Genomic DNA, 24768 nt, shown 5'->3' with positions numbered 1-24768 from the left:
CCTCCCGCGTCGGCCTTGCGCAGACCGTGCGAAGGGCCTGCGCCCAGGGGGCGCCCGGTGGCAACTTTCGGGTCGAACTGCCGCCGGGCTTCCCTTAGAATACCGCATTCCCAAGTCCCGTCCGGCGCATCAACGTCATGAAGAAACGAACCGTATTGACCGGTATCACCACGACCGGAACACCCCACCTCGGCAACTACGTCGGCGCGATCAAGCCGGCCATCGAGTCCAGCCGAAATTCCGGGGTGCAGTCTTATTACTTCCTCGCCGATTACCATGCGCTGGTCAAGAACGACAGCCCGGACCGGATGGTGCAGTCGACCCTGGAAATCGCGGCGACCTGGCTGGCGCTGGGATTGGACACCCGCAATGCGGTGTTCTACCGGCAATCCGATATTCCGGAAATCCTCGAATTGACCTGGATTCTGACCTGCTCCACCGCCAAGGGACTGATGAACCGGGCCCATGCGTACAAGGCGGCCGTGCAGGCGAACCTCGACCAGGGGGAAGATGCGGATCACGCGGTCATGATGGGCCTGTTCTGTTACCCGGTGCTGATGGCGGCGGATATTCTCATGTTCGGTACCCACGAGGTGCCGGTGGGGCGCGACCAGGTTCAGCACCTGGAGATGGCCCGCGACATCGCAGCCCGGTTCAATCATCACTACGGGGAACTGTTCACCTTGCCCGAAGCGGTGGTTGACGATCACGTTGCCGTGCTGCCGGGGCAGGATGGCCGCAAGATGTCGAAGTCGTACAACAACACCATTCCGTTGTGGCTGCCGGAGAAGAAGCTCCGCAAGGCGATCATGAAAATCGTCACCAATTCGCTGGAGCCCGGCGAGCCCAAGGACCCGGACGATTCCGCCCTGTTCCTGATTTACGCGGCATTTGCGGATTCGGCACAACGCGAAGCCATGCGGCAGGCTTACCGCGACGGCATCGCCTGGGGTGAAGCCAAGCAACAGACCTTCGAGCTGATCAATGCCGAGCTGTCCGAAGCGCGTGAACGCTACATGGATTTGATCGCACGTCCGGCGGATATCGAAGCCGAATTGAAGGCCGGCGCTGAGAAAGCCAGGGAATGGGCCCGCCCGTTTCTCGACCGTGTACGGGACGCCGTCGGCCTGCGGAGCCTGGGATGATCACCGGCCTCATTTTGCTGCCGGTACTGGCGGTACTCGTCTGGCTTTACTGGTGCCTGCTTCCGGAACGCCGCTGGAAGATGTCCGACAGCATCGCGCTGGCGGCCGTGCTGGTCGCGAGCCTGATGTTCATCGGCTGGATGGAAGGCAAGGAAATACCGGGCGCGGGGCCCATCTGGTCTTTCGTCGTCGCCGCCACCGGCGCCTATTTCATCATTGCCATCGGATTGAGCGTGGCGCTGTACTTGCGCCGCCGCCACTAACGGCCGCGTCAGCCGCGGCCGAGTCGTTCGAGAATCGTCCGGGCGGCATTTTCCAACGGCAAATCTTCGTTTTTCTCTGCAGTGCGGAGGCGGTATTCCAGGGTGCCCGCATCCAGGCCGCGTTCTCCAATGACCACGCGGTGCGGAATGCCAATCAGTTCCATGTCGTTGAACATCACGCCGGGGCGCAGGTCACGGTCGTCCAGCAGGACTTCGACACCGGCGTCCAGCAGTTCGCGGTAGAGCGCTTCGGCCGCTTCGCGGGCGCGGTAGGACTTGCGCGCGTTCATCGGCAGAATCGCCACCTGGAAAGGCGCCAGCGGCTCGGGCCAGCAGATTCCCCGCTCGTCGTGGTTCTGCTCGATGGCCGCAGCGACGATCCGCGATACGCCGATGCCGTAGCATCCCATTTCCAGGGGATGGGACTTGCCGTCCTCGCCGAGCACAACCGCGTTCAGGGCGGTGGAATACTTGTTACCCAGCTGGAAGATGTGACCGACCTCGATGCCGCGCGCCAGCCGGATCTCACCCGCGCCGTCGGGGCTGGCGTCGCCGTCAACGACATTGCGCAGATCGGCCAGCGGCGGGAGTTCGACGTCACGCTCCCAGTTGATGCCAAAATAATGTTTGTCGTCGGTGTTGGCGCCGGCGCCGAAGTCCGCCATCACGCCGACGCTGAAATCGGCGATGCAGGGAATCGGCAGGTTCACCGGTCCGAGTGAGCCCGGCCCGGCGCCAATGGCGTCACGGATTTCATCCTCGGTCGCGAAACGCAGCGGGCTGGCCACCGCGTCCAGACGGGTGGCTTTGAGTTCGTTGAGGCTGTGGTCGCCACGCACCAGCAGCGCCACGAAATCATGATCACGGTCGGCGGCTGCCTGAACGACCAGGGTCTTGACGGTTTTCTCCACCGGAAGATCGAACTGAGTGACGAGTTCCTCGATGGTATGGGCGTCAGGCGTGTCGACCAGGCGCATTTCCTCACCGGGTTCGGGCCGTGGCTCCTGTGGTTTCGGTGCCTCGGCCAGTTCCACGTTGGCGGCGAAATCCGAACCGGTGGAAAACGCGATCAGGTCCTCACCGGATTCGGCCAGCACGTGAAATTCGTGCGAGGCGCTACCGCCAATGGCGCCCGAATCAGCGCGCACCGCCCGGAATTTGAGGCCGGCACGTTCGAAAATTCGGCTGTAGACCGCATACATTTCGCGGTAGGTTTCTTCCAGGCTGGTGGTATCGATGTGGAAGGAATAGGCGTCCTTCATCAGGAATTCCCGGGCCCGCATCACCCCGAAACGCGGCCGAATCTCGTCGCGAAACTTGGTCTGGATCTGGTAAAAGGTGACCGGCAACTGCTTGTAGCTGCGCAGTTCGTTGCGGGCCAGGTCGGTGATGACCTCCTCGTGGGTCGGCCCGAACACGTATTCGCGTCCGGCCCGGTCGGTGAGCTTGAGCAGCTGATCCCCGAAATCGTCCCAGCGGCCGGTTTCCCGCCACAGCTCGGCCGGTTGGACCGCCGGCATCAGCATTTCCAGGTAGCCCGCCCGATCCATTTCCTCGCGCACGATGGCTTCGACCTTGCGCAGAACCCGCCAGCCCAGCGGCGACCAGGTGTAAATGCCTGATGTGAGCTTGCGGATCATGCCGCTGCGCAACATGAGCTGATGACTGGCGATTTCCGCGTCGGCGGGGGTTTCCCGGGTGGTCGCGAAATGGAATTGGCTGGCTTTCATGGGGCCGGAGAGTCCGTTTGTTAAACGGCGCATTGTAGCGGTCCGGCCGTGACCGGGGTAGGGGACCGGCCTGTGACGGCGGACCGGCACGGCTCGGTTTTCGTTCCCGGCGGGGGCGTTGCTGCGCGGGTGACCGGAACGATCAGGCTGGCGCGGTGATGGTCAGTCGTTGCAGTACTGGTCGATCAGTCGCTTGTTCTCCTCGACCAGCGCGACCCGCTCTTCGTCGTCCATGCGGACCGTTTCGCCGTCTTCATTCTCATAAAAAACCCGCCGATTCGGTTCGACTTCCGCAAGCTGCTGCCGGGCACGATTGCAGATCGCCGCATACTCGGCTTGCTGGGCCAGTCGCTCCTGCCGCCGCTGCTCCAGTTCCTGTCGCCTGGCGTCCGCAGCGGAAAGCTGTTCGGCTGCCGACTCGCCTTCGGCATCGCTGGAACCGGCTTGCGCGGGGTCGCCGGCCGGCGGCGGGTCGGGAAAAACGGGTTCATGGGTAACCGAGCCGGGTCGATAAGCTTCCGGAGCCTCGACCGAACGGGCGTCCGGATGATCGGGCGGAGTATCCACGTAGTGGACCACGCCGTTCTCGTCGGTCCAGGTATAGACTTCCTTGGCGTCGACCGTCGGCGAAATGGCGACCAGTCCGGCCATGGCCAGAATTGCGTAGGCGGAGCGGTTCATGTCAGCAGTCCCTGCGTCAGTGATTTCGCGTCTATAGTACATCGCCTGCCGCGGCCCGCCCAGTTTCGCGGCCAACCCCCGGCCGGTGATATCATGCTGCGGGCAGGCTGCCTGCCTGGAGAACCGATGGATCCCGCAAACAACAAAATCAGCAAAGGTGTGTATCTGCTGCCGAATGCGCTGACGACCGGCGCCATGTTCGCTGGTTTTTTTTCCATCATCAGCGGAATCAACGGCCATTATGTTGCCGGCGCCGTCGCGGTGGTGGTGGCGGGCGTGCTCGATGGCCTGGATGGCCGCGTGGCGCGGCTCACCAACACCCAGAGTGAGTTCGGCGTGCAGTACGACAGCCTGTCGGATCTGATTTCATTCGGGCTGGCTCCGGCGCTACTGGTTTTCAACTGGTCGTTGGCCAGTCTGCGTGATCTCGGCCCGACCGCGGGCAAGCTGGGTTGGCTGGCCGCTTTTCTGTTCGTGGCCTGTGCCGCGCTCAGGCTGGCCCGTTTCAACACCCAGGTTGGCGTGGAGGACAAGAGTTACTTCCAGGGCCTGGCATCGCCGGCGGCGGCGGGCCTGCTGGTCGCCACTGTCTGGTTTTTCGCCGATCGCGGCATCGCCGGTGAATCCGTGCGCTGGCTGATCTGGCTGGAAACCGTGGGTCTCGGTCTGTTGATGTTTTCCCGGGTCCGCTATTTCAGCGGCAAGGGTTGGCCTTCCGGCGATCGAATTCCGCTGTACGTGCTCTTCCTGGTCGTGCTGGTCATCGTGTTTCTGGCGCTGGATCCGCCCGCGGTACTGCTCACCATCGGCCTGATTTACGTGGGGTCGGGATTGGTGGTCACGGTGCTGGGCCGTTACCAGTGGCGCAGCCGCAGGCTGGGCCGCCAGGCCCGGCGCAAACACGATCCCGATCAAGACACGCCGGAAGAATCCGCTCCGGAAGACGAACAGGCATGACTTCCCGGGCGGTACAAATCGAATACCTTCGGGCGATGGACATCGACGTGTGGTTGCGTCGCGATTCGTCGGACGCTGTGGCGGAGTTGGTTTCCGGGCAACCCGGGTCTGGTCCGGGTCCCGTCGATCAGCCGGGCGATTCGGCCGAAGCCGCGCCGCCCCGGGATGAGCAGACGGATCGGGCCGCCATCGCAACGGTTGCCGATACCCTGGTTATCGGGCCGGGCGCGGGCAGCCTGCTGTTGGTCTGTGCGAGTCGCAACGAGACGTCACTGCCCATCGCCAGCGATATCGCCCGCAGCCTGGCCGGGGCGCCGGTCTGGGGCTGGCCGGCGGATCGCTCGAGCGAGGCGGACGGCAACCCGTCACCGGCCCAGTCGCTGGAAGATGCGATCAGCGGCCGGATGTTCACCGGCGTGGTCCTGTTCGGGGTCGCCATCCCGGGCGTGGAGGCCGGGGCTGACGAGACCGTGTGCGGCAGCGCCCGCATTCTGTCGGCGGATTCACTGCGCCGGCTGGCCGCGGATCCCGCGGCTCGGCGCGGTCTGTGGGCACGGCTGAGAAACACCGACTTCTGCGCGCCGCGAAGAACGGCCGGGGGGACATCCGGGTGAGTACCGCGCGCGTACCGTTTCAGCCGCGGATTCGACCGCTGACCTCGGCCGATCTGGACCGGGTGATGGATATTGAAAGGGAAGCCTATCCTTACCCGTGGACGCGGACGATTTTCGAAGACTGCATCCGGGTCGGTTACGACTGTCACGGCCTGTTGGTCGGCTCGTCGTTGTGCGGTTACACCGTACAAACCCAGGCCGCGGACGAGAGCCACCTGCTGAATCTGTGCATCGGGCCCCAGTGGCAGCGTCAGGGGTTTGGCAGCATGCTGCTGAGCTACGCCATCCGTCTGGCGCGTTCGCACGAATGTGTGTCGATGTTCCTGGAAGTTCGGCCGAGCAACGAGGCCGGTGTCGCCCTTTATCAGCGCAACGGTTTTCATGTGATCGGTATTCGGCGCGATTACTACCGGGCTGACGAGGGGCGCGAGGACGCGGTGGTCATGCGCCTGGAACTGGGGCCGCAAAGCGTGCCTTCACCCACAGGGCGGGCCGCTACCGACCCGTTCTGATATCCGGCCCGTGCCGGCCGCCGATTGACTGCGGCTGGCCTCGAGTCAGTCGCCGCGTACCGCTTCCATCCGCCGGATCTGGGCTTCGAGGTTTTCGATGTTGTCGCGATGTTCGCTCAGGCGTTCACGTTCCTGAGTCACCACCGCTTCCGGGGCGTTATCGACGAAATTACGGTTACCCAACTTGCCCTCGGAGCGTTTGACCAGCCCTTCTTCAGCGGCCAATTGTTTGCGCAGCCGCGCCAGTTCGGCGTCCACGTCAACCAGCCCCTTCAGCGGCACCAGAACCTTGAGCGAGCCAACCAGCGCGACCGCGCAGTCGGCCGTGTCTTCGTCCGCGTCCGCCCAGCGCCAGGATGAGATGCGCGCCAGGCTGGAGAATACCTCGTCGAAACCGCGCAGGCGCGCTTCGTCGCCGGGTTCGCCGGCCTGCAGCCGCGCCTCGAGGAGTTTGCCCGGTGGAATGTTGAGTTCCGAGCGGATGCGGCGGATGCCCTGGATGACCGACTTCAGCCATTCGACATCGGCCTCGGGGTCGGCTCCGGTTTCCTCCGCGGTTGCGGACTGGTCAGGCTGCGGCCACGGCTGCAACATGATCGTATCGCCCTCGATGCCGAGCAGCGGGCGCAGCCGCTGCCAGATCTCCTCGGTAATGAAGGGCATGATGGGGTGCAGTGCCCGCAAGGTCGTTTCCAGAACATCCAGCAGGGTGTGACGCGTGGCCGCCTTGCGCTCCTCGTCATCACCCTGAAGAGTCGGTTTGCTGAATTCCAGGTACCAGTCGCAATACTCGTTCCAGACGAATTCGTAGAGCGCGTGGGCGGCGAGATCCAGCCGGTAGTCGCCCAGGTGGGTTTCGACCTCGGACACCATCCGGTTCAGGCGCGAGCGGATCCACGTGGTGAAGGCATCGGGTTCGCCACCCGGTGTGATGGTCCGGTCTTCGGTCTGCATCAGAACGAAACGCGTGGCATTCCACAACTTGTTGCAGAAGTTCCGGTTGCCTTCGATGCGGCCCAGGTCGAAACGAATGTCCCGCCCGGTGGTCGCCAGGGACGCGAACGTGAAGCGCAGCGCATCGGTGCCGAATGCCGGGATGCCTTTGGGGAATTCCGAGCGGGTGGCTTTCTCGATCGCGGGCGCCATTTGCGGCTGCATCAGACCGGTGGTGCGTTTCTTGACCAGGGTTTCCAGTTCGACGCCGTCGATCAGGTCGAGCGGGTCGAGCACATTGCCCTTGGACTTGGACATCTTCTGGCCGTGTCCGTCGCGGATCAGGCCGTGGATGTAAACCGTGCGGAAGGGCACGTCGTCCATGAATTTCAGGCCCATCATGATCATCCGGGCGACCCAGAAGAAGATGATGTCGAATCCGGTCACCAGTACGCTGGTCGGATAAAAGCGTTGCAGGGATTTTGTTTCCCGCGGCCAGCCGAGTGTCGTGAAAGGCCACAGCGCCGACGAAAACCAGGTGTCCAGAACGTCTTCATCCTGGCGCAGCGTTACGTCGGCACCCAGGCCGGAGCGCCGCCGGGCGTCGGCTTCGTCGAGCCCGACATGAATGCCGCCATCCGGGTCATACCAGGCCGGGATGCGGTGCCCCCACCATAGCTGGCGGCTGATGCACCAGTCTTCGATGCGGTTCATCCAGTCGAAGTAGGTGCGGCTCCAGTTTTCCGGCACGAAACGGATACGGCCGTCCTCGACCGCTTCAATGGCCGGCTTCGCGAGCGGGGCGATCCGTACGTACCACTGATCGGTGAGGTAGGGCTCCACCACGGCGTGGGAGCGGTCGCCGCGCGGAATCATCAGCTTGTGCTTGTCGGTGCGCTCGAGCAGGCCCTGCTGCTCGAGGTCGGCGACGATCCGTTTGCGCGCCTCGAACCGGTCGAGCCCGCGATACGCTTCCGGAGCTTCGTCATTCAGGCTCGCATCCGGCTTGAGCACATTGATCAGCGGAAGGTCGTGGCGCCGCCCGATTTCGTAGTCGTTGAAATCGTGGGCCGGAGTGATCTTCACACAGCCGGAGCCGAATTCCGGGTCCACGTAGTCGTCGGCGATGACCGGAATCGTGCGGTCCGTCAGCGGCAGCTTGAGTTCCAGCCCGACCAGGTCGGTATAGCGATCGTCCTCGGGGTGTACCGCCACGGCGGTGTCGCCCAGCATGGTTTCGGGCCGGGTCGTGGCCACGACGACTTGCCCACGGCCGTCCGCGCGCGGATAGCGGATATGCCAGAGGTGTCCGTTTTCCTCCTCGGACAGCACTTCGAGGTCGGACAGCGCCGTGTTGAGAACCGGGTCCCAGTTGACCAGTCGTTTGCCACGATAGATCAGCCCTTCTTCGAACAGGCTGACGAATACCTTGCGGACCGCCTCCGACAGCGGTTCGTCCATCGTGAAACAATGCCGTTCCCAGTCGACGGAGGCGCCCAGCCGGCGCATCTGGCCCGAAATGGTGTCGCCTGATTGCTGTTTCCATTTCCAGACCGCATCGACAAATGCGTCGCGGCCGAGTTCGTGACGCGATGTGCCCGCGGCGAGCAGTTGCCGCTCCACCACCATCTGGGTGGCGATGCCGGCGTGATCGGTCCCGGGTTGCCACAGGGTGGCGTCGCCGCGCATCCGGTGCCAGCGGGTGAGGGCGTCCATGATGGTGTCCTGGAACGCGTGCCCCATGTGCAGGCTGCCCGTCACGTTGGGAGGCGGCAGCATGATGGTATAGGGTTCGCCGTCGCCCTCGGGGGCGAAGTAACCGCGCTGTTCCCACTGTTCGTACCAGCGCCGCTCGATGGCGGCCGGATCGTAACTCTTGTCCATGGCTCAGTTTCTGTGTGTCGTGGTGTTCGGGGCGGTCGGCGTGACCGGGTAATGTGTGCTCATCCGCTCACTGCCGGCCTATCGAATGGCTCGCCGGTTCCAGCCCCTGGTCGCGATAGTGACGGAATTTTTCCCGTGACCGCCTGCGCTCCCGGTCATTGGCCGGCACGAATTCAAGCAGGCGTCGGAAGCGGCCCGGTTCCGGCACCGGATCCGGTGACAGGTTGATGATGACGTCCCCGCAACCGGCAGTCAGTTCATCCGCCGTTCCGACCGTGACCGCTTCGGGCCCGTCGTCGCCGGCTCTCCCGTGGGGCAGGAAACGGTCGGGTGGCGATTCCCACAGCAGATCATCGATCTGGCGGGCCTGCTGTTCGCTGCCGGTCAGCAGCATGGCCGTGTAACCCTGCTCCCAGGCCATCAGGGCCAGGCGGCAGGCCAGCCGTTCGGCCGACTGATCCGCATCGGCGAGCACGTAGAAATCCACCTGGCAGGGCTCGGCCATCCGGACTCAGGGTGCCAGTGTTCCGGCAACCTGCATCAGGTAACGGGTCAGCAGGCCCACCGGCCGGCCGGTCGCGCCGTCGTCCGATTTCCATTTCCAGGCGCTGCCGGCATTGTCGATATGGGCCCAGCGTTGTTTCCTGGCGAAACGGCTGAGGAAACAACCCGCTGTGACCACGCCGGCCGACATCCCGCCCACGTTCTTCATGTCGGCGACCGGGGAATCCAGCTGCGACTGGTATTCCTCCCACAAGGGCAGGTGCCAGGCGCGGTCCAGCACATCGTCACCGGCCGCCAGCAGGTCCGCCGCCAGGTCATCATCATTGCTCAGGAGACCGCTGGCATGGTGACCCAATGCCACCACGCAGGCGCCCGTCAGTGTCGCGACGTCGATAACGGCCTGGGGCTCGAAGCGTTCGATGTAGGTCAGGGCGTCGCACAGCACCAGCCGCCCTTCGGCATCGGTGTTGAGGACCTCCACGGTCTGTCCGGACATGCTGGTGATGACGTCGCCCGGGCGATAGGCGTTTCCGTCCGGCATGTTTTCGACCGCGGCCACCACGGTGATCACGTTGACCGGCAGGCCCAGCTGGGCGCAGGCCAGCAGCGCGCCCATGACGCCGGCGGCGCCGCACATGTCGTACTTCATCTGCATCATGTTGTCGCCCGATTTCAGCGAAAGACCGCCGGAATCGAATGTAATGCCCTTGCCGACGAGCACGACCGGGCGCTCATCGGGGCCGGCTCCGCTGTGGCGCAGAATAATCAGTTTCGCGGGATAGCTGCTGCCGCGCGAGACGCCGAGCAGCGCGTCCATGCCGAGTTCGGCCATCTGGTCTTCTTCGAGCACCTCCACACTGACGCTCTCGTGGCGGTCGGCGATCGCACGGGCTTCCTGCGCGAGGTAGGCCGGATTGCAGATGTTCGGAGGAAGGTCGCCCAGTTCGCGGGCCTTGTCGAAGCCAATTCCCATGCCGGCGGCCTGATCCAGGGCGGTCTGCAGTTCCGGCCCGCCGGCGAAACTGGCGGATTCCAGGGGGACGGGCGAGTCGTCCTTGATCGGCTTGGTGACGGTATAGCGGTAATTGGCCTGCCAAAGTGCCAGTGCCGCCTGGCGTGCCCGCCAACCGGGACTGGCGTCGCCGGGCCCGGCATCGTGCAGGCAGATATGCGCGGAGGTCACCGGGTGGTCGCGCAGGAATGTGCCGGCGGCCTGGCAGGCCTGATTGAAACGACTGCGATCGAGCTTTTCCGACTTGCCCAGGCCGACGACGAGGATGCGTTCCGCCGTCACGCCCGGCAGGCCGTGAAGCAGGGTCGTTTTGCGGAACAGTCCGGAAATATCCCGGCTTTCGATGCGTTGACTCAGGGCACCGCCGCTGGCCTCGTTCACTTCGGCCGCCGCGCCCGAGAGGGGAGCATCTTCGTGTATGCCGATGACCAGGCACGGCGTAGCCACGGTTGCCGCGGCGTCATTGTTGGTTGAGAGTTGCATTCGTGTATCCCATGTCTGTGTTGGATTTACCGATCCGGTTCGCGACAGGCACGGCAACTGGCGTCCGGCGTAAACGTGCCATTGTAAAGGATTTTCCCCGGCGGTTGCGTAGGACAGCGTCGCTTTGAATCCCCTTGCGTCCGCTCACCGCTGGCGTGATAGCTGATAAACTTCCCGGCTGTTCCGCGAGCCTGTCGCGGCCCGGGTTCGCGCGGCGGTCCTGCCGGCCTGGTGGGTCCGACAGGCAGGCATTGCACGGTATCCGAGATGAGGCGCTCCTGAGCATTCTGCAAAAATATCTGCTGCGCGAGTGGGCATGGACTTTCGCCGCCGTGTTCGTCGTGCTGTTCGTGGTCATGCTGGGCGTGTCGTTGGGTGAACTGCTGAACGACATCGCCGGCGGCCGGCTGCCCGTGGGGCTGCTGACCGACCTGATCACCCTGAAAATGCCTGAGCTGCTGAACACCATATTGCCTCTGGGCGTATTCATCGCGGTCATCTGGGGGCTGGGGCGACTGTACCGCGATCAGGAGATGGCGGTCATGCGCAGCAGCGGTTTCCGCTGGCAGATGATGCTGCGGCCTCTGTTCAACCTGTTGTTGCCGATAGCGGCCGTGGTTCTCGTGGTCGGAGTATTCGTATCGCCGGCGGCATCGTCCCTGGCACAGCAGCGTCTGGAGGAGGCATTCCGGACCGCTTCCGAATGGGGACTGCAGACCGGGCAGTTCCACGTGCTTCAAGGCGGCGACCTGGTGCTCTACGTCGAGGCCGTGGAGCGCGACGGCCGCAGTCTTCGCAACGTCTTCATCCAGCAACGTCAGAACGGACGTGAGCAGGTCTGGGTGGCCGAAAAGGGCTTCTACTGGCTGAATCCGGAAAGCGGAGAGCGGTTTCTGACCCTGGAGAACGGACAGATCACCGAGGGCGGGGAGGACGCGCTGGATTTTGGCATCGTGCGTTTTTCCCGCAATGACCTGCGGTTGCCCGAACCGGAACAGCGGGTCCGGGCGCCCGCGATCGAAGCCCGGCCCAGCATTGAATTGCTGATGGAGCGGGGCCCGCCCGAGTCGGCGGAAATGCAGTGGCGGCTGTCCCCGGCCCTTGCGGTCATCGTGCTGGGCCTGCTGGCCATTCCGATGGCGCACTCAGCGCCGCGTGAAGGCCGGGGCGGACGAGTGGTCATGGGGGTGCTGGCCTACGCGGCCTACGCCAACCTCCTGTACATGTGCCGGTCCTGGATTGCCTCCGATGCCTTGCCGCCGGAGCTGGGTATGTGGTGGGTCCATTTGCTGGTGCTGGTGGTCGCCCTGATCTGGCTGCGCCGTCAGGGGCGGCGGGTGGGAATGGCGTGATCAAGCTGGTTGACCGTTATGTGGGGCGCGCCACCGTGCTGGGTACCCTGGCCGTATGGGCGGGTCTGACCGTGTTGTTTCTCGTGATCACCCTGCTGAGCGAATTGCGCTCGCAGCAGAACGATTACACCACCGGGGACGTGCTGTGGTACGTGGCGCTCATTGTCCCGCGCATGGCCTACCAGATTTTTCCGGTTGCGGCGCTGCTGGGCGCGCTGGTCGGGGTCGGCGGCCTGGCCGCGACCAATGAACTGGTGGCGTTCCGCACATCCGGCGTATCCCGTGTGAGGCTGGCCGGGGCGGCGCTCGCAGGGACGCTGATGCTGACCATTCCGGTCATGGTGATGGGGGAGTGGGTGGCGCCGGCCGCCGAGCATCAGGCGCGCGCCTTTCGACTGAGCGAAATGGTGGGGCAGGCGATCATCGGTGGGCCGCGTGGCATGTGGATGCGCGATGGCCGCCAGATCGTCAACATCCAGTTGCCGCTGTTGTCGGCGGACCGGGGGGAGCAGTCGGTGGCTTTCAAGAACGTCGTGATCTACACCTTCAGCGAAGGTGTGGACCTGAAATCCATCACGCGGGCGGAGAGCGCCAATCACGATGGCACCCGGTGGACCCTGCACGACATTTCGGAAGTCCGGTTCGACGCCAATGGTGCGGCGCAGGAACAGATCGGGCAGCGGCCGTGGTCCACCGAAGTGCGGCCCGAATTGCTGGATTCCGCGGTGACCCGGCCCAAGCGGCTGTCATTGCGCTCATTGACGGGGTACCTGGAATATCTCAGGGAAAACGGCCTGGATGACACGGTGTACCAGGCGGCATTCTGGGAAAAACTGATGTTTCCGTTCAGTGCCATCGCGCTGGTGCTGGCCGGCATGCCTTTTGTGTTTGGCTCGGCACGCAGTCACAGCCTGGGCGTGCGCATGTTCATCGGCATGGTGCTCGGCGGCGTGTTCCTGATTGTCAGCCGAATGGCCCAGAACCTCGGGGATGCCTACCAGTTTCCGGCCGTTCTGAGCAATAGCCTGCCGTCACTGTTGCTGGTGCTGGCCGCCATCTACGCTCTGCGGCGTTCGGTCTAGGCGGCCTTCGGGCGGTTGCAGTGGCGTGGTCGGGGTGTGGCGAGCCCGGCCGGAACCGCCTGCTGCGGGGTGCCTGCCACGGGCTCAGGGTTTGCGGCGCTTGCTCCTGGGCTGGTGGATCAGCGATGTACGGCTCATGCGGTCGTGCCAGGTGCGGCGTTCCCGGTCGAAGAGTGCAACCAGGAATCCCGATCCGGCGGCGGCCGCCGAGACCAGCGAAGTCAGGAAACGAATGGCGCACTGGCGCCAGCCCGGCAGGCTGCCCGATTCCGTCGCCAGGCGCACCCGCCACGCTCGCATGCCCAGGGTCATGCCGCCCCGCCGCCAACTCCAGGCCAGGTAGGCAAACCACACCAGTGCCAGGACGGCCGTATACAGCGGGTCGCGGCCGGCCATCCAGTCTCCGCCGCTGAACGGCAGCAATGCGGCGGCCGTGAGCATCCACAGCGCGACGACCACCACCGTGTCGTACAGCATGATCAGCAGGCGGCGAAGCAGGCCGCAGGGGCGGGACGGCGCCGCGGGAGAAGTAAAACGGGGGGTTTCGTCGGGCATGGATGCGTCGAAGACGTTGGCTGCGGGCCATTATAAGGGCGAAGCAATCCCGATTTGTCTACGCATGTTTTCGTAGAAAAATCGGTCTGCTATGCTAAAAGTCACGCTGGCTCGTTCGAATGTCCGCCAAAGGTACCGTATGGTAATGGACTGACGGGTTCGGTTATTCTGTTCCGCTTCGAACGAAGGGACCGCAGGCCCGAGCTTCGCCACCGGGAACCCGACGTCGAAATTATCTACCCATAAAACCAAATGGAATCAGGCCATGCCAAAATCTACGCTTCACCGTTTTGAGCTGGCGAGCATGCTTGCCTGCCTGGCGCTGCTGTGGTTAGGCACCGCGCAGGCACAGGCGCAGCCGCTCGACAATGCAGTGCAGACGGAAACCAAGATCAATAACGATGCAGCGGCGTCGCAGGAACGCATCAATAACCTGGCGCGACAGACGCAGGACCTGTTGTCGGAATACCGCGCGGTGGTCCGCGAAGTCGAAAGCCTGAAGATCTACAACGAGAACCTGGAACAGGTGGTCACCGACCAGCGCAACGAGGTCGAGTCGATCAACAACCAGCTCGCGGGTCTCGAGGAGACCAACCGCGGGGTGGTTCCGCTGATGCTTGAAATGATCGATGCGCTGGGCCAGATCATCGAAGCGGACATTCCGTTCCGTATCGAGGAACGCCGCGCCCGGGTCGAACGCCTGAGCGATATGATGGATCAGGCGGAGGTCACGGCCTCGGAAAAATACCGCCGTGTGATGGAGGCATACCAGGGCGAACTGGAATTTGGGCGTACGACAGAAGCCTATTCCGATACCTTGCCGACGACGGGCCAGACCGTGGATTTCCTGCGGGTGGGCCGCACCCTGCTGGTCTATCAGACCAGTGATCAGTCGGCGACGGGGTGGTTCAATCCGTCGACACGTGCCTTCGAGGAGTTGCCCAGCCGCTACACGCTGGAGGTCAAGAAAGGCATTTCCATCGCCAAGAATGAAAAAGCGCCTGATCTCGTGGTGCTGCCGACCCCGGGTCCGGAGGTGGCGGAATGAAGAAGCTGAACCTGATCGTCGCACTCGCGACCGTTGTGCTGGCTCCGCTGGCCAGTGCCCAGACCCTCGACGAGCTCGCGCGCATCGTGCGCGAAGCCGCTTCGACCGAGGCCCGTATCAACCAGGAACGAGAGGCCGAGTTCGTGCGTGACCGCAACCGGCAGCGCGAGCTGCTAGCCCAGGCGCGTCAGGAACTGGCGGCCGAAAATGCGCGCAGCGACCGGCTGCGGGGCGAATACGACCAGAACGAGCGTGCGCTGGCCGAACTGGAAACGACTCTGGCCGAGCGCATGGGGAATCTGGGCGAACTGTTCGGCGTCGTACGCCAGGCATCGGGGGACGTGGCGGCCGCGCTGGACGACTCCATGGTCACCGCGCAATATCCCGGCCGCAGTGATTTCCTGGCCGAGCTCGCGCAGCGCCGCGAACTGCCTACCGTCCCTGAGCTCCGCCGCCTGTGGTCGGCAATGGTCACCGAAATCGCCGAAGCCGGTAAAGTGGTGAAATTCACCGCGCCGGTGGAGCGCACCAGCGGCGAGCGCGAAGACCTGGAAATCGTGCGGGTTGGCGTGTTCAACGCGGTATCCAACGGACAATTCCTGGACTGGGACACCAGCAAGAGCCGGGAGAATTTCATCGAACTGGCGCGTCAGCCGGCCGAACGTTTCCGCGAGATGGCCGATGACCTGCAAAGCGCGGCACCGGGAACGGTCCACGACATGGCGGTCGATTTTACGCGCGGCCAGATCCTGCGCGCCGTGGTGCAGAGCAAAACACCCCTGGAACGGGTCAAGGAAGACGGCGGTATCGTTGGCTACGTCATCATCGGTGTCGGGCTGTTCGGATTGCTGCTGTGTCTGTGGAAGGCCTTTGCCCTGTACACCACCGGTGCCCGGATCTCGCGCCAGATGAAGCAGGATTCGGCCGACAAGAAGAATCCGCTCGGTCGCGTACTGGCGGTGTACACGGACAACCCGGACACCGACATCGAAACCCTTGAACTCAAGCTGGATGAGGCGATTCTGCGCGAAACCGCGCCGATCGAGACCGGCCTTGCGTTCATCAAGGTGCTGTACGTGGTCGCGCCGTTGCTGGGTCTGCTCGGCACGGTCGTGGGCATGATTGCCACCTTCCAGATGATTACCCTGTTCGGTACGGGTGATCCGCGCATGATGGCCGGCGGTATTTCGACCGCGCTGGTGACCACCGTGCTCGGCCTGGTCGTGGCGATTCCGCTGACCCTGTTGCACAGTTTCCTGCAGGGCAAGGCCAAATCGCTGATCCAGACGCTCGAAGAGCAGGCGGCCGGCATCATCGCGAGGCTGGCCGAGAAACGCGCATGATCTGGTTCTACGAGGCCGTTGCCGCCATCCGGGATTTCATGGAACTCGGAGGTGACGTGCTGTGGGCCATCATGGCGGTGCTGTTCCTGATGTGGACGTTCATTCTCGAACGCGTCTGGTACATGTACCGCGTTTACCCGGCGCGCAAGCGCAAGGTGGTGGCTGACTGGGAAACCCGGGCGGACACCTCGTCCTGGTATGCCAGGCAGGTGCGTGACGCGCTGATTTCGGAAGCCTCGATCGCGCTGAAGAACAACATCGGCCTGATCAAGGCGCTGATCGCCATCTGCCCGTTGCTGGGTCTGCTCGGCACGGTGACCGGCATGATCACGGTATTCGACGTCATGACCTACAGCGGTGGCGGCAATGCCCGCGCAATGGCCGGTGGTGTGTCCATGGCCACGGTCCCGACCATGGCCGGCATGGTGGCGGCGCTGTCTGGCGTGTATTTCGGAACCTGGCTCGAGCACAAGGCGACAACCGAAGCCGAACGGCTCGAAGACCTGCTGCAAAGACACTAGGTCTTACTGGACCCAAGGAGCGAACCGCATGGCAACCCGCAGGCATGCGCACACTGAAGACGCTGAAATCAACATCACTCCGATGCTCGACATCGTGTTCATCATGTTGATTTTCTTCATCGTCACGACATCCTTCACGAAGGAAACCGGCGCCACCATCGTCAAACCCGAAGCACCCCAGGCGGTTGCGTTGCGGAACGGAACGATACTGATTGGCGTCAAACCCAATGACGACATCTGGATGGCCAAGCGCCAGATCGAAATGCGCGAAGTCCGGCAGATGGTGGAACGCGCCAAATCCGAGAACCCGGAAGGCAGCGTGGTCATCATCGCCGACAAGGGTTCGCGCATCGGTACCGTCACCCAGGTCATGGACCAGGTGAAGCTGGCTGGCGTCGAAGGCATAGCAATCTCGGCCGAAGTGCCGGGCGGATAGAGCCCATGAATCGACTACGCTTACTTATCGCAGCGATATTGGCCGTCGGCGTGACCTTCGGTTTGTTCGTGTTCATGAATTTTCTGGTGAGTTCCGGCTCGGGCGACCGGGGAGAACTGGAACCGATCGCCGGAATTCATTTTGGTCCCGTGGATATTCCGGATGATATCCAGACCAAGAGCCGGCGGATTCCCAAGAAGCCGCCGCCGCCCAAGAATCCGCCGCCGCCGCCGAAAATGCAGATCGCCAAGCAGGACGCGAACATCCAGCCGATGCCGGATATCGACATCCCCAATCTGGATGTCCCCATGTCCGGCGGCGAAGGTATTTTCATCGGGAATTTCCAGCAGGTCGACAAGACCGCCGAAGGCGATATCATTCCGGTGGTTGTCATCCGGCCCATGTACCCGCGTGACGCCGCGATCGGCGGTATCGAGGGTTGGGTGAAGGTGGAGTTCACGATTACCGAGACCGGAACCGTGAAGGATCCGCGGGTGATCGACGCGAAACCGTCGCGTATCTTCAACCGCGAAGCCATTCGCGCGATCCTGAAGTGGAAATTCAAGCCACGCGTGGTGGACGGTGTCGCGGTCGAGCGGCGCGCGACGCAGATCATCGATTTCAGTCTCGACGATGCGCAGGGGTTCTGACATGGTGATTCGACACGTCAACGGAATTCTGGGCGGTCTCATCGGCGCCGGCATCCTTTTGTTCTCCGCGCAAGAGGCCCTGGCCCAGTCGGGCCAGTGCGGCAAATCGCGCGAGGTGGGTGCGAAAGCGCTGGACGAGGCGACCTACAAGCAACTCAACGGTGTCTACGAAGACGTTGGCGAGGAGAAATTCAACGACGCCTTCAATGAACTCCAGAAGATGCTCAATCGCGCCGGGCGTGACGAATATCTGCAGGCCATTCTGCACCAGGCGTTGGCGCAGGTGGAATGGTCGCGAGAGAATTACGATCCCGCGCTGAGTCACTTCGAGAAAGCGGTCGAGCTCGACGCGCTTCCCAACCAGGCGCACTTCGCCCTGATGTACCAGATCGCACAGCTCTACTTCATGAAAGAGCGGTACGACGACGCGTTGGAGCGGCTGGATTTGTGGTTCTGCACCGCCCCCGAAGAAAAAATCACATCCGGAGCTTACGTGCTGCAGGCGTCGATTTTCGCTGCGAAGCTGGATTACGCCCGGGCCCTGACGGCCATCGAAAAAGCGATTTCGATGGACGAGAATCCGAAGGAGCCCTGGTACCAGCTCAAACTGGCGGCTCACTACGAGTTGGAGCAATACCCCCAGGCGGCCCAGACCCTGGAGATCATGATCACCCGCTGGCCGGAAAAGAAGATCTATTGGACCCAGCTGGCGCAAACCTATTACAAGCTCAAACAGGACGACAAGGCCTTGTCCGTTGCAGCCCTGGCCTACCGCAAGAACCTGATGGACAAACAGGCTGACGTGATGTTTCTGTCCAGCCTGTACGCCAATTCCGATGTGCCTTACAAGGCGGCGGAGGTCCTGCAAAAGGGTATCGAGGACGGGATCGTCGAGTCCACCGAGCGCAACTGGACCGCTACGGCCGATAACTGGTACGCGGCCGAGGAACTGGAGAAGGCCCTGGTCGCCTACGAAAAGGCCGGGCAGGCCGCATCGGATGGTGACATTGATCTGCGCCGGGGTTACATCCTGGTGGACCTTGAGCGCTGGGACGCTGCTCGCGAAGCCTTGGACAACGCGCTGGAAAAAGGCGGCCTGGACGAGCGCAAGACCGGTGAAGCCTACCTGCTCCGGGGCATGGCGCAATTCAACCTGGGGCAGCTCGACCGGGCCAGTGCTGACTGGGGACGGGCATCACGTTATCCGCGCACCAAGGACGCCGCGCAGCAGTGGATCAATCACCTGCGGGAAGAACGCCGACGCCGCGCGTCGTGAGCGGCAGGGCCCGGCCGTGAGCGGGGCCACGCCGGCGGTGGTGGAACGGTTCCTCGATGCCGTCTGGGCCGAACGGGGGCTCAGCCAGAATTCGATCGCTTCCTACCGCTACGATCTGATCCGGCTGCATGCGCACCTCGAGAGTCTCGGCAAAACCCTGGCCGGTACCCGTCGTGATGACCTGTTGCACTTCCTGGCCACCGAAGTCCAGTTGGGCCGCAGTCCCCGATCCCTGTCGCGGCGCCTTTCGGTATTCCGGCAATTTTTTCGCTGGCTGCGGCGCGAAGGGGATATTGCCGAGGACCCCACCGCCCTGATCGACAACCCCAAACTGGGACGCGCCCTGCCCAAGGCGCTCAGCGAAGAACAGGTGAATCGCCTGCTCGAGGCGCCAGATGTGACGACGGCGGTAGGGTTGCGTGACCGAACCATGCTGGAGCTGATGTACGCGACCGGGCTGCGGGTCAGCGAATTGGTCGGGCTGGCGCTGTCCCAGGTCAGCCTGAACCAGGGGATCGTCCGGGTGCTGGGCAAAGGCGGCAAGGAACGCCTGGTCCCGCTCGGTGAGGAAGCCCACGACTGGATGCAGCGCTACCTGAACGACGCGCGACCGGAGTTGATGTCGGGCGGGCAGTGCGCGCACATGTTCGTCACCGCGCGGCGCGCTGGCATGACCCGCCAGGCATTCTGGTACGCGGTTCGGCGTCATGCGGCCGCGGCGGGGATTCGCCGCGACATTTCGCCCCACATGCTCCGCCACTCATTCGCGACCCATCTGCTCAATCACGGAGCGGATTTGCGCGTCGTGCAGATGCTGTTGGGGCACAGCGACCTGTCGACCACACAGATTTACACCCACATTGCGCGCGAAGGGCTCAAACAACTGCATCTGCGCCATCATCCCCGCGGTTGAGCGGAGTTGAGGAACTTTTCGCCCCTGCCGTGTTCTGTGAGACAGGAGCGGCGTTGCGGCGTCGAATCGGGGGCGTGGTCATGATAAGCTGCCGCGCCGGACAGGCACACTCGCCATAAAACCAAGAGAGGAAAGCCATGAGGCGCTCAATTCAACTACTGGTGGCCGTTGCGGCACTTGCGCTGTTTCTGCAAACAGCGTGGGCCAAGGACAAATTCGAATTGGTCGAAGAACGTATTCGCGCCCTGGCACCTTCCGCGCAGTCCATCGCGGTTTCCGAAACTCCGATGGAGGGGATTCTGCAGGTTCAGGTGGGCGGCGATATCGTCTACGCCACCGAGGACGGCAAGTACCTGTTGCAGGGTCGGGTCATTGACATGGACACCCGGGAAGACCTGACCGAAGCATCCAAGGCAGGCATACGCAAGGATTTGCTGGATCATGTGGATGCCGATCGGCAAATCACGTTTTCCCCGGCCGACCCGGTCTACGACCTGACCGTGTTCACCGACATTGATTGCGGTTACTGCCGCAAGCTGCATTCCCAGATGGAAGACTACAACGAGCAGGGAATCGCCATTCACTACATGGCATTCCCGCGTGCCGGCATCGGCTCCGCGTCGTATGACAAGGCGGTGTCGGTGTGGTGCGCGCAGGATCAGCAGAGCGCGCTGACCGATGCCAAGGCCGGTAACGACCCGGATCCGCTGCAATGCGAGAACCCGGTGGCCGACCAGTATGAACTCGGCGTGGCGCTCGGGGTGACCGGCACGCCGGCGCTGCTGACCGCGGATGGCAAACTGATTCCCGGTTACGTGCCGCCGGAGACACTGCGCCAGCGTCTGGATCAGATGGCCGCTACCGCTTCCGCTCCCTGAGCGGCGGTTCCGTACAGGCGCTCCGGCGCCTGTTTGAAGTGGGGTAGAATACGCCGGGGCCGCGGTCCGGCCGGCATGGGTGCCGGACCGGCCTGGCCGCCGAATCGTAGACCTCATCCGGGAGCACCACGTTGTCCAAGCCAGTCTGCCTGCTGGGCGAGTCCGCCCTTTCCGAATTCCGCAGGCAAAAGTTGCTTCAGCGCGTCCGTCGCCATTGCGGCGACGTCGTCGACCTGCGAGCCCGTCATGTCTATTTCGCCGCCACACGGCGCACCCTCACGGCCGCGGAGGTCGACCATCTCCAGGACCTGGTCCACGGCCGCGTGGCCGAAGGACTCGACCCCCGGGGTCTGGTCCTGGTGGTGCCGAGGCTGGGTACCCGCTCGCCGTGGTCGAGCAAGGCCACCGATATTGCCGGTCGCTGCGGCCTCGATTCCATCGCTCGCATCGAGCGCGGCACGGCATTCTGGCTCGAGTCGCGGGTCGCTCTGACGGAAGACGCCAAGACTGCCGCCAGCGCCTGCCTGCACGACCGCATGACCGAATCGGTGTTGACGGAAGCCAGTCAGGCGCATGCGCTGTTCGCCGAGAGCGAGCCGCGGCCCCTGGGTCACGTGCCGGTCCCGGACGGTGATTCCGGCGGCCTGAGCCGGGCCAACGAGCAGTTGGGCCTGGCGCTTTCCGGGGACGAGATCGACTACCTGGCCGCGGCGTTCACGGATCTCGGGCGGGATCCGACGGATGCCGAACTGATGATGTTCGCACAGGCCAATTCCGAGCACTGCCGGCACAAAATATTCAACGCTGAATTTCACGTGGATGGCGAACCGGAACCGCACACGCTGTTCGGCATGATTCGCAATACGCATGCGCAGGCGCCGGAAGGCGTCCTGTCGGCCTACCACGATAATTCCGCGGTGATCGATGCGCCCGAGGGCGAGCGGTTTTTCGTCGAACCGGGCAGTGGCCAATATGCATGGAAGGCGGAACGGCTGCCGTTTCAGATCAAGGTGGAAACCCACAATCACCCGACCGCGATCTCGCCGTATCCGGGCGCGGCCACCGGTTCGGGTGGCGAAATCCGGGATGAATCCGCGACCGGTCGCGGGGGGCGCCCCAAGGCGGGACTGACGGGTTATTCGGTCTCGCACCTCGATTTTCCGGATGCGGACCTGCCGTGGCTGGCCCGGTACGGCAAGCCGGACCGGATCGCCAGTGCCCTGGAAATCATGACCGAAGGACCCATCGGCGGCGCGGCCTTCAACAACGAGTTCGGACGGCCCGCCCTGGCCGGTTACTTCCGTACCTTCGAACAAGAGGTCGACGGGGTCATGTGGGGTTACCACAAGCCCATCATGATCGCTGGTGGTATGGGCAGCATTCGCGCGGAACTGGTCGACAAACGCCCGCTCGAACCGGGCTGCTGCGTGATCGTGCTTGGCGGGCCGGCGATGCTGATCGGGCTCGGTGGCGGCGCCGCGTCGTCGGTGGGCAGCGGGCAGGGACAGGAGTCCCTGGACTTCGCCTCGGTGCAGCGGGACAACCCGGAAATGCAGCGGCGTTGCCAGGAGGTGATCGATGCCTGCTGGGCACTGGGTGAGGACAATCCGATCCTGTCGATCCACGACGTCGGTGCCGGCGGTCTGTCCAATGCGCTGCCGGAATTGCTGGATGACGGCGGCGTCGGTGCGGAACTGGAATTGCGCGAGGTGCCCAGTGCCGACCCGGCCATGTCACCCATGGAAATCTGGTGTAACGAGGCGCAGGAACGATATGTGCTGGCCCTGGAATCCGGTCGGCTGGCATGGTTTGAATCCGTGTGTGCCCGGGAGCGGTGTCCGTACGCGGTCCTGGGCCGCGCTTCTGCGGAACGGCGGCTGGTTCTGACCGACCGCTTGCTTGGCGAGGTGGCGGTTGACTTGCCGTTGGAGGTGTTGCTGGGAAGAACACCACGTCTCCGGCGTGATGCGCTCCGCCGGCGGGTGCGGGAATTGCCGGCCCTGCCGGCGAAAATCGACATCGCGGAGGCCACACGCCGGGTATTGCGCTATCCCACCGTGGGCAGCAAGTCCTTCCTCGTCACCATCGGCGACCGCACGGTCGGTGGGCTGGTGGCGCGGGACCAGATGGTCGGGCCCTGGCAGGTCCCGGTGGCGGATGCCGCGGTGACACTGGCCGGTTTTCACGCCGACACGGGCGAAGCCATGGCCATGGGTGAACGCGCACCGCTGGCCATCGTCGACGGGCCGGCGTCCGGGCGCATGGCGGTCGCCGAAGCGGTCACCAATATCGCATCGGCGTCCATCGGGTCCATACGCGACATTCGGCTGTCCGCCAACTGGATGGCCGCCGCCGGTGAGCCTGGCCAGGATGCGGTGTTGTTCGACACTGTGCGTGCGGTGGGCATGGAATTCTGCCCGGCACTGGGAATTGCGATTCCGGTTGGCAAGGATTCCCTGTCGATGAAAACCGTGTGGCAGCAGGACGGCGAGCGCCACCAGATTCAGTCACCCGTCTCATTGATCGTCTCGGCCTTCGCGCCGGTCGAGGCCGTCGACCGCTGTCTGACGCCGCAACTGCAGTTGGACCGGGGGGCGAGCCGTTTGCTGCTGATCGATCTCGGTGCCGGCCGCAATCGCCTGGGTGGTTCCTGCCTGGGCCAGGTGTACCGGGCGTTTGGAACCGAGGTGCCCGATGTGGAGGATCCGGCGCACCTGGCCGCGTTGTTCACGGCTGTCCAGGAAATGAACCGGGCCGGCTGGCTGCTGGCCTACCATGACCGGTCGGACGGTGGTTTGGCGGCGACCGTCTGCGAGATGGCGTTCGCGGCGCATTGCGGACTGGAACTCGACCTGCCGGTCACGACCGACCAGGCGTTGGCTGCCTGGTTCGCCGAGGAAGCCGGGGCGGTGGTCCAGGTTCCGGAAGACGACGTCGATCTGGCTGTGGCCTGCCTCGACGCGCACGGGCTGGCGGATCGTGTGCATGACATAGGCCGGCCTGTGGCGGGTGACCGCCTGGTGTTGTCGGCCCGGGGGGAGGTCGTGCTGGATGAGAGTCTCCCTCAATTGCAGCGTCTGTGGTCCGAAACCAGCCATCGGGTACAACGCCTGCGGGACCACCCGGACTGCGCGGACGAGGAACTGGAAGCAGCGTGTGACTGGACGCGTCCGGGCCTGGCGCCCGAAATCCGGTTCGCTCCCGCGGCCCCCGCGATCATCGGCGCCGAAAGGCCCCGGGTTGCCATCCTGCGCGAACAGGGTGTGAACGGGCAGGTGGAAATGGCGGCCGCTTTCGCGCTGGCGGGTTTCGACAGCATCGACGTGCACATGTCGGATCTCATCGATGGCCGCCGGCAACTCGATTCATTCGCGGGATTCGTCGCCTGTGGCGGTTTTTCCTACGGTGACGTACTCGGAGCCGGCCGTGGCTGGGCCAAATCCATCCTTTACGCCGACCGCATGCGTGACATGTTCGCCCGGTTTCTGCAGCGGACCGACCGGTTCGCGCTGGGTGTCTGCAACGGCTGCCAGATGCTGGCCGCGATGCGCGACATCATTCCCGGGGCGGATCGCTGGCCGGATTTCGTGCGCAACCGTTCGGAACAGTTCGAGGGCCGGCTCAGCCTGGTGGAGATCGCCCCGTCGCAGTCCCTGTTCTTCCGTGGCATGGCCGGTTCCCTGCTGCCGGTGGCGACGGCGCACGGCGAAGGTCGGGCACATTTTTCCGGCGGGGAAGATCCACCGGGTGAACTGGTCGCGGTCCGTTACGTTGACAGGCGCGGCGGCTGGGCCGAACAATACCCGGACAACCCGAACGGTTCGCCGCAGGGGGTAACCGGACTGTGCAACGAGGACGGGCGGGTCACCATACTGATGCCGCACCCGGAGCGCACCCTGCGCACCTCCAATTTCTCATGGGCGCCGCAGGACTGGGATCGCGCTTCGCCCTGGCTGCGCATGTTTGAAAACGCGCGTGAATGGACAGGATGACACC

General features: G+C 63.8%; 22 protein-coding genes. 16 read left to right on the top strand and 6 right to left on the bottom strand.

Annotated features, from left to right (window positions below; all coding sequences use genetic code 11):
- Nucleotides 1-137 precede the first annotated feature (137 nt).
- Nucleotides 138-1145, top strand: a complete 1008-nt coding sequence (gene trpS, locus V3330_RS15640) for a tryptophan--tRNA ligase (RefSeq protein ID WP_354696382.1) — start codon at nt 138-140, stop codon at nt 1143-1145.
- Nucleotides 1142-1408, top strand: coding sequence for a hypothetical protein (locus tag V3330_RS15635; protein ID WP_354696381.1), 267 nt, complete (start codon nt 1142-1144; stop codon nt 1406-1408). The genes trpS and V3330_RS15635 overlap by 4 nt, the downstream gene beginning before the upstream one ends.
- Before the next feature lie 8 nt (nt 1409-1416).
- Here the strand turns inward: V3330_RS15635 and V3330_RS15630 are convergent, their stop codons facing one another.
- Both V3330_RS15630 and V3330_RS15625 read right to left on the bottom strand, forming a co-directional pair.
- Nucleotides 1417-3138 (bottom strand): proline--tRNA ligase, encoded by a 1722-nt coding sequence (locus V3330_RS15630; protein ID WP_354696380.1) that lies wholly within the window; start codon nt 3136-3138, stop codon nt 1417-1419.
- A gap of 162 nt (nt 3139-3300) precedes the next feature.
- Nucleotides 3301-3819 (bottom strand): DUF4124 domain-containing protein, encoded by a 519-nt coding sequence (locus V3330_RS15625; protein ID WP_354696379.1) that lies wholly within the window; start codon nt 3817-3819, stop codon nt 3301-3303.
- 126 nt (nt 3820-3945) lie between these two features.
- Here V3330_RS15625 and pssA point away from each other — a divergent pair, with 126 nt between their 5' ends.
- Genes pssA through rimI form a run of 3 tightly spaced genes read left to right on the top strand, consistent with a single transcriptional unit; the run spans nt 3946 to nt 5902 of the window.
- The gene (pssA, locus tag V3330_RS15620; protein ID WP_354696378.1) at nt 3946-4776 is read left to right on the top strand and encodes a CDP-diacylglycerol--serine O-phosphatidyltransferase; all 831 of its coding nucleotides are present in this window, start codon (nt 3946-3948) and stop codon (nt 4774-4776) included.
- Nucleotides 4773-5390 carry a hypothetical protein gene (locus V3330_RS15615; RefSeq protein ID WP_354696377.1) on the top strand — a complete coding sequence of 206 codons (618 nt, stop codon included), beginning with the start codon at nt 4773-4775 and terminating at the stop codon, nt 5388-5390. Before pssA ends, V3330_RS15615 begins: the two co-directional genes overlap by 4 nt.
- Nucleotides 5387-5902 (top strand): ribosomal protein S18-alanine N-acetyltransferase, encoded by a 516-nt coding sequence (rimI, locus tag V3330_RS15610; RefSeq protein WP_354696376.1) that lies wholly within the window; start codon nt 5387-5389, stop codon nt 5900-5902. Before V3330_RS15615 ends, rimI begins: the two co-directional genes overlap by 4 nt.
- Nucleotides 5903-5947: 45 nt before the next feature.
- On the opposite strand, the gene V3330_RS15605 is transcribed toward rimI, so the two are convergent.
- The 3 genes from V3330_RS15605 to V3330_RS15595 form a co-directional block, all read right to left on the bottom strand.
- On the bottom strand, nt 5948-8719 hold the full coding sequence (locus V3330_RS15605) for a valine--tRNA ligase (RefSeq protein ID WP_354696375.1): 2772 nt from the start codon (nt 8717-8719) through the stop codon (nt 5948-5950).
- Nucleotides 8720-8786: 67 nt separating this feature from the next.
- A complete protein-coding gene (locus V3330_RS15600; RefSeq protein WP_354696374.1) occupies nt 8787-9224 on the bottom strand; it encodes a DNA polymerase III subunit chi in 438 nt (145 codons plus the stop codon).
- 6 nt (nt 9225-9230) lie between these two features.
- The gene (locus V3330_RS15595) at nt 9231-10718 is read right to left on the bottom strand and encodes a leucyl aminopeptidase (protein WP_354696373.1); all 1488 of its coding nucleotides are present in this window, start codon (nt 10716-10718) and stop codon (nt 9231-9233) included.
- Between the two features lie 251 nt (nt 10719-10969).
- Between V3330_RS15595 and lptF the strand changes: the two genes are divergently transcribed.
- Both lptF and lptG read left to right on the top strand, forming a co-directional pair.
- The gene (gene lptF, locus V3330_RS15590) at nt 10970-12070 is read left to right on the top strand and encodes an LPS export ABC transporter permease LptF (protein WP_354696372.1); all 1101 of its coding nucleotides are present in this window, start codon (nt 10970-10972) and stop codon (nt 12068-12070) included.
- Complete coding sequence (lptG, locus tag V3330_RS15585) at nt 12067-13152, top strand: LPS export ABC transporter permease LptG (RefSeq protein ID WP_354696371.1); 1086 nt, start codon at nt 12067-12069, stop codon at nt 13150-13152. The genes lptF and lptG overlap by 4 nt, the downstream gene beginning before the upstream one ends.
- 84 nt (nt 13153-13236) lie before the next feature.
- On the opposite strand, the gene V3330_RS15580 is transcribed toward lptG, so the two are convergent.
- Nucleotides 13237-13707, bottom strand: a complete 471-nt coding sequence (locus tag V3330_RS15580) for an RDD family protein (RefSeq protein WP_354696370.1) — start codon at nt 13705-13707, stop codon at nt 13237-13239.
- Between the two features lie 265 nt (nt 13708-13972).
- Between V3330_RS15580 and V3330_RS15575 the strand changes: the two genes are divergently transcribed.
- The 9 genes from V3330_RS15575 (at nt 13973) to purL (ending at nt 24764) form a co-directional block, all read left to right on the top strand.
- Nucleotides 13973-14755, top strand: coding sequence for a DUF3450 domain-containing protein (locus V3330_RS15575; protein ID WP_354696369.1), 783 nt, complete (start codon nt 13973-13975; stop codon nt 14753-14755).
- Nucleotides 14752-16098 (top strand): MotA/TolQ/ExbB proton channel family protein, encoded by a 1347-nt coding sequence (locus V3330_RS15570; protein ID WP_354696368.1) that lies wholly within the window; start codon nt 14752-14754, stop codon nt 16096-16098. Before V3330_RS15575 ends, V3330_RS15570 begins: the two co-directional genes overlap by 4 nt.
- A complete protein-coding gene (locus tag V3330_RS15565) occupies nt 16095-16619 on the top strand; it encodes a MotA/TolQ/ExbB proton channel family protein (protein WP_354696367.1) in 525 nt (174 codons plus the stop codon). The genes V3330_RS15570 and V3330_RS15565 overlap by 4 nt, the downstream gene beginning before the upstream one ends.
- A gap of 28 nt (nt 16620-16647) precedes the next feature.
- Complete coding sequence (locus tag V3330_RS15560; RefSeq protein ID WP_354696366.1) at nt 16648-17055, top strand: ExbD/TolR family protein; 408 nt, start codon at nt 16648-16650, stop codon at nt 17053-17055.
- 5 nt (nt 17056-17060) lie between these two features.
- A complete protein-coding gene (locus tag V3330_RS15555) occupies nt 17061-17705 on the top strand; it encodes an energy transducer TonB (protein ID WP_354696365.1) in 645 nt (214 codons plus the stop codon).
- 1 nt (nt 17706) lies between these two features.
- On the top strand, nt 17707-18981 hold the full coding sequence (locus V3330_RS15550; RefSeq protein WP_354696364.1) for a tetratricopeptide repeat protein: 1275 nt from the start codon (nt 17707-17709) through the stop codon (nt 18979-18981).
- A gap of 16 nt (nt 18982-18997) precedes the next feature.
- On the top strand, nt 18998-19894 hold the full coding sequence (gene xerD, locus V3330_RS15545) for a site-specific tyrosine recombinase XerD (RefSeq protein WP_354696363.1): 897 nt from the start codon (nt 18998-19000) through the stop codon (nt 19892-19894).
- A gap of 137 nt (nt 19895-20031) precedes the next feature.
- Complete coding sequence (locus tag V3330_RS15540; protein WP_354696362.1) at nt 20032-20772, top strand: DsbC family protein; 741 nt, start codon at nt 20032-20034, stop codon at nt 20770-20772.
- A gap of 131 nt (nt 20773-20903) precedes the next feature.
- A complete protein-coding gene (gene purL, locus V3330_RS15535; protein ID WP_354696361.1) occupies nt 20904-24764 on the top strand; it encodes a phosphoribosylformylglycinamidine synthase in 3861 nt (1286 codons plus the stop codon).
- Nucleotides 24765-24768: the final 4 nt, after the last annotated feature.

The sequence above is a fragment of the Elongatibacter sediminis genome (assembly GCF_037892215.1).
GTDB classification, from domain to species: domain Bacteria; phylum Pseudomonadota; class Gammaproteobacteria; order Xanthomonadales; family SZUA-36; genus Elongatibacter; species Elongatibacter sediminis.
This window is presented reverse-complemented; position numbering and strand designations above follow the sequence as displayed.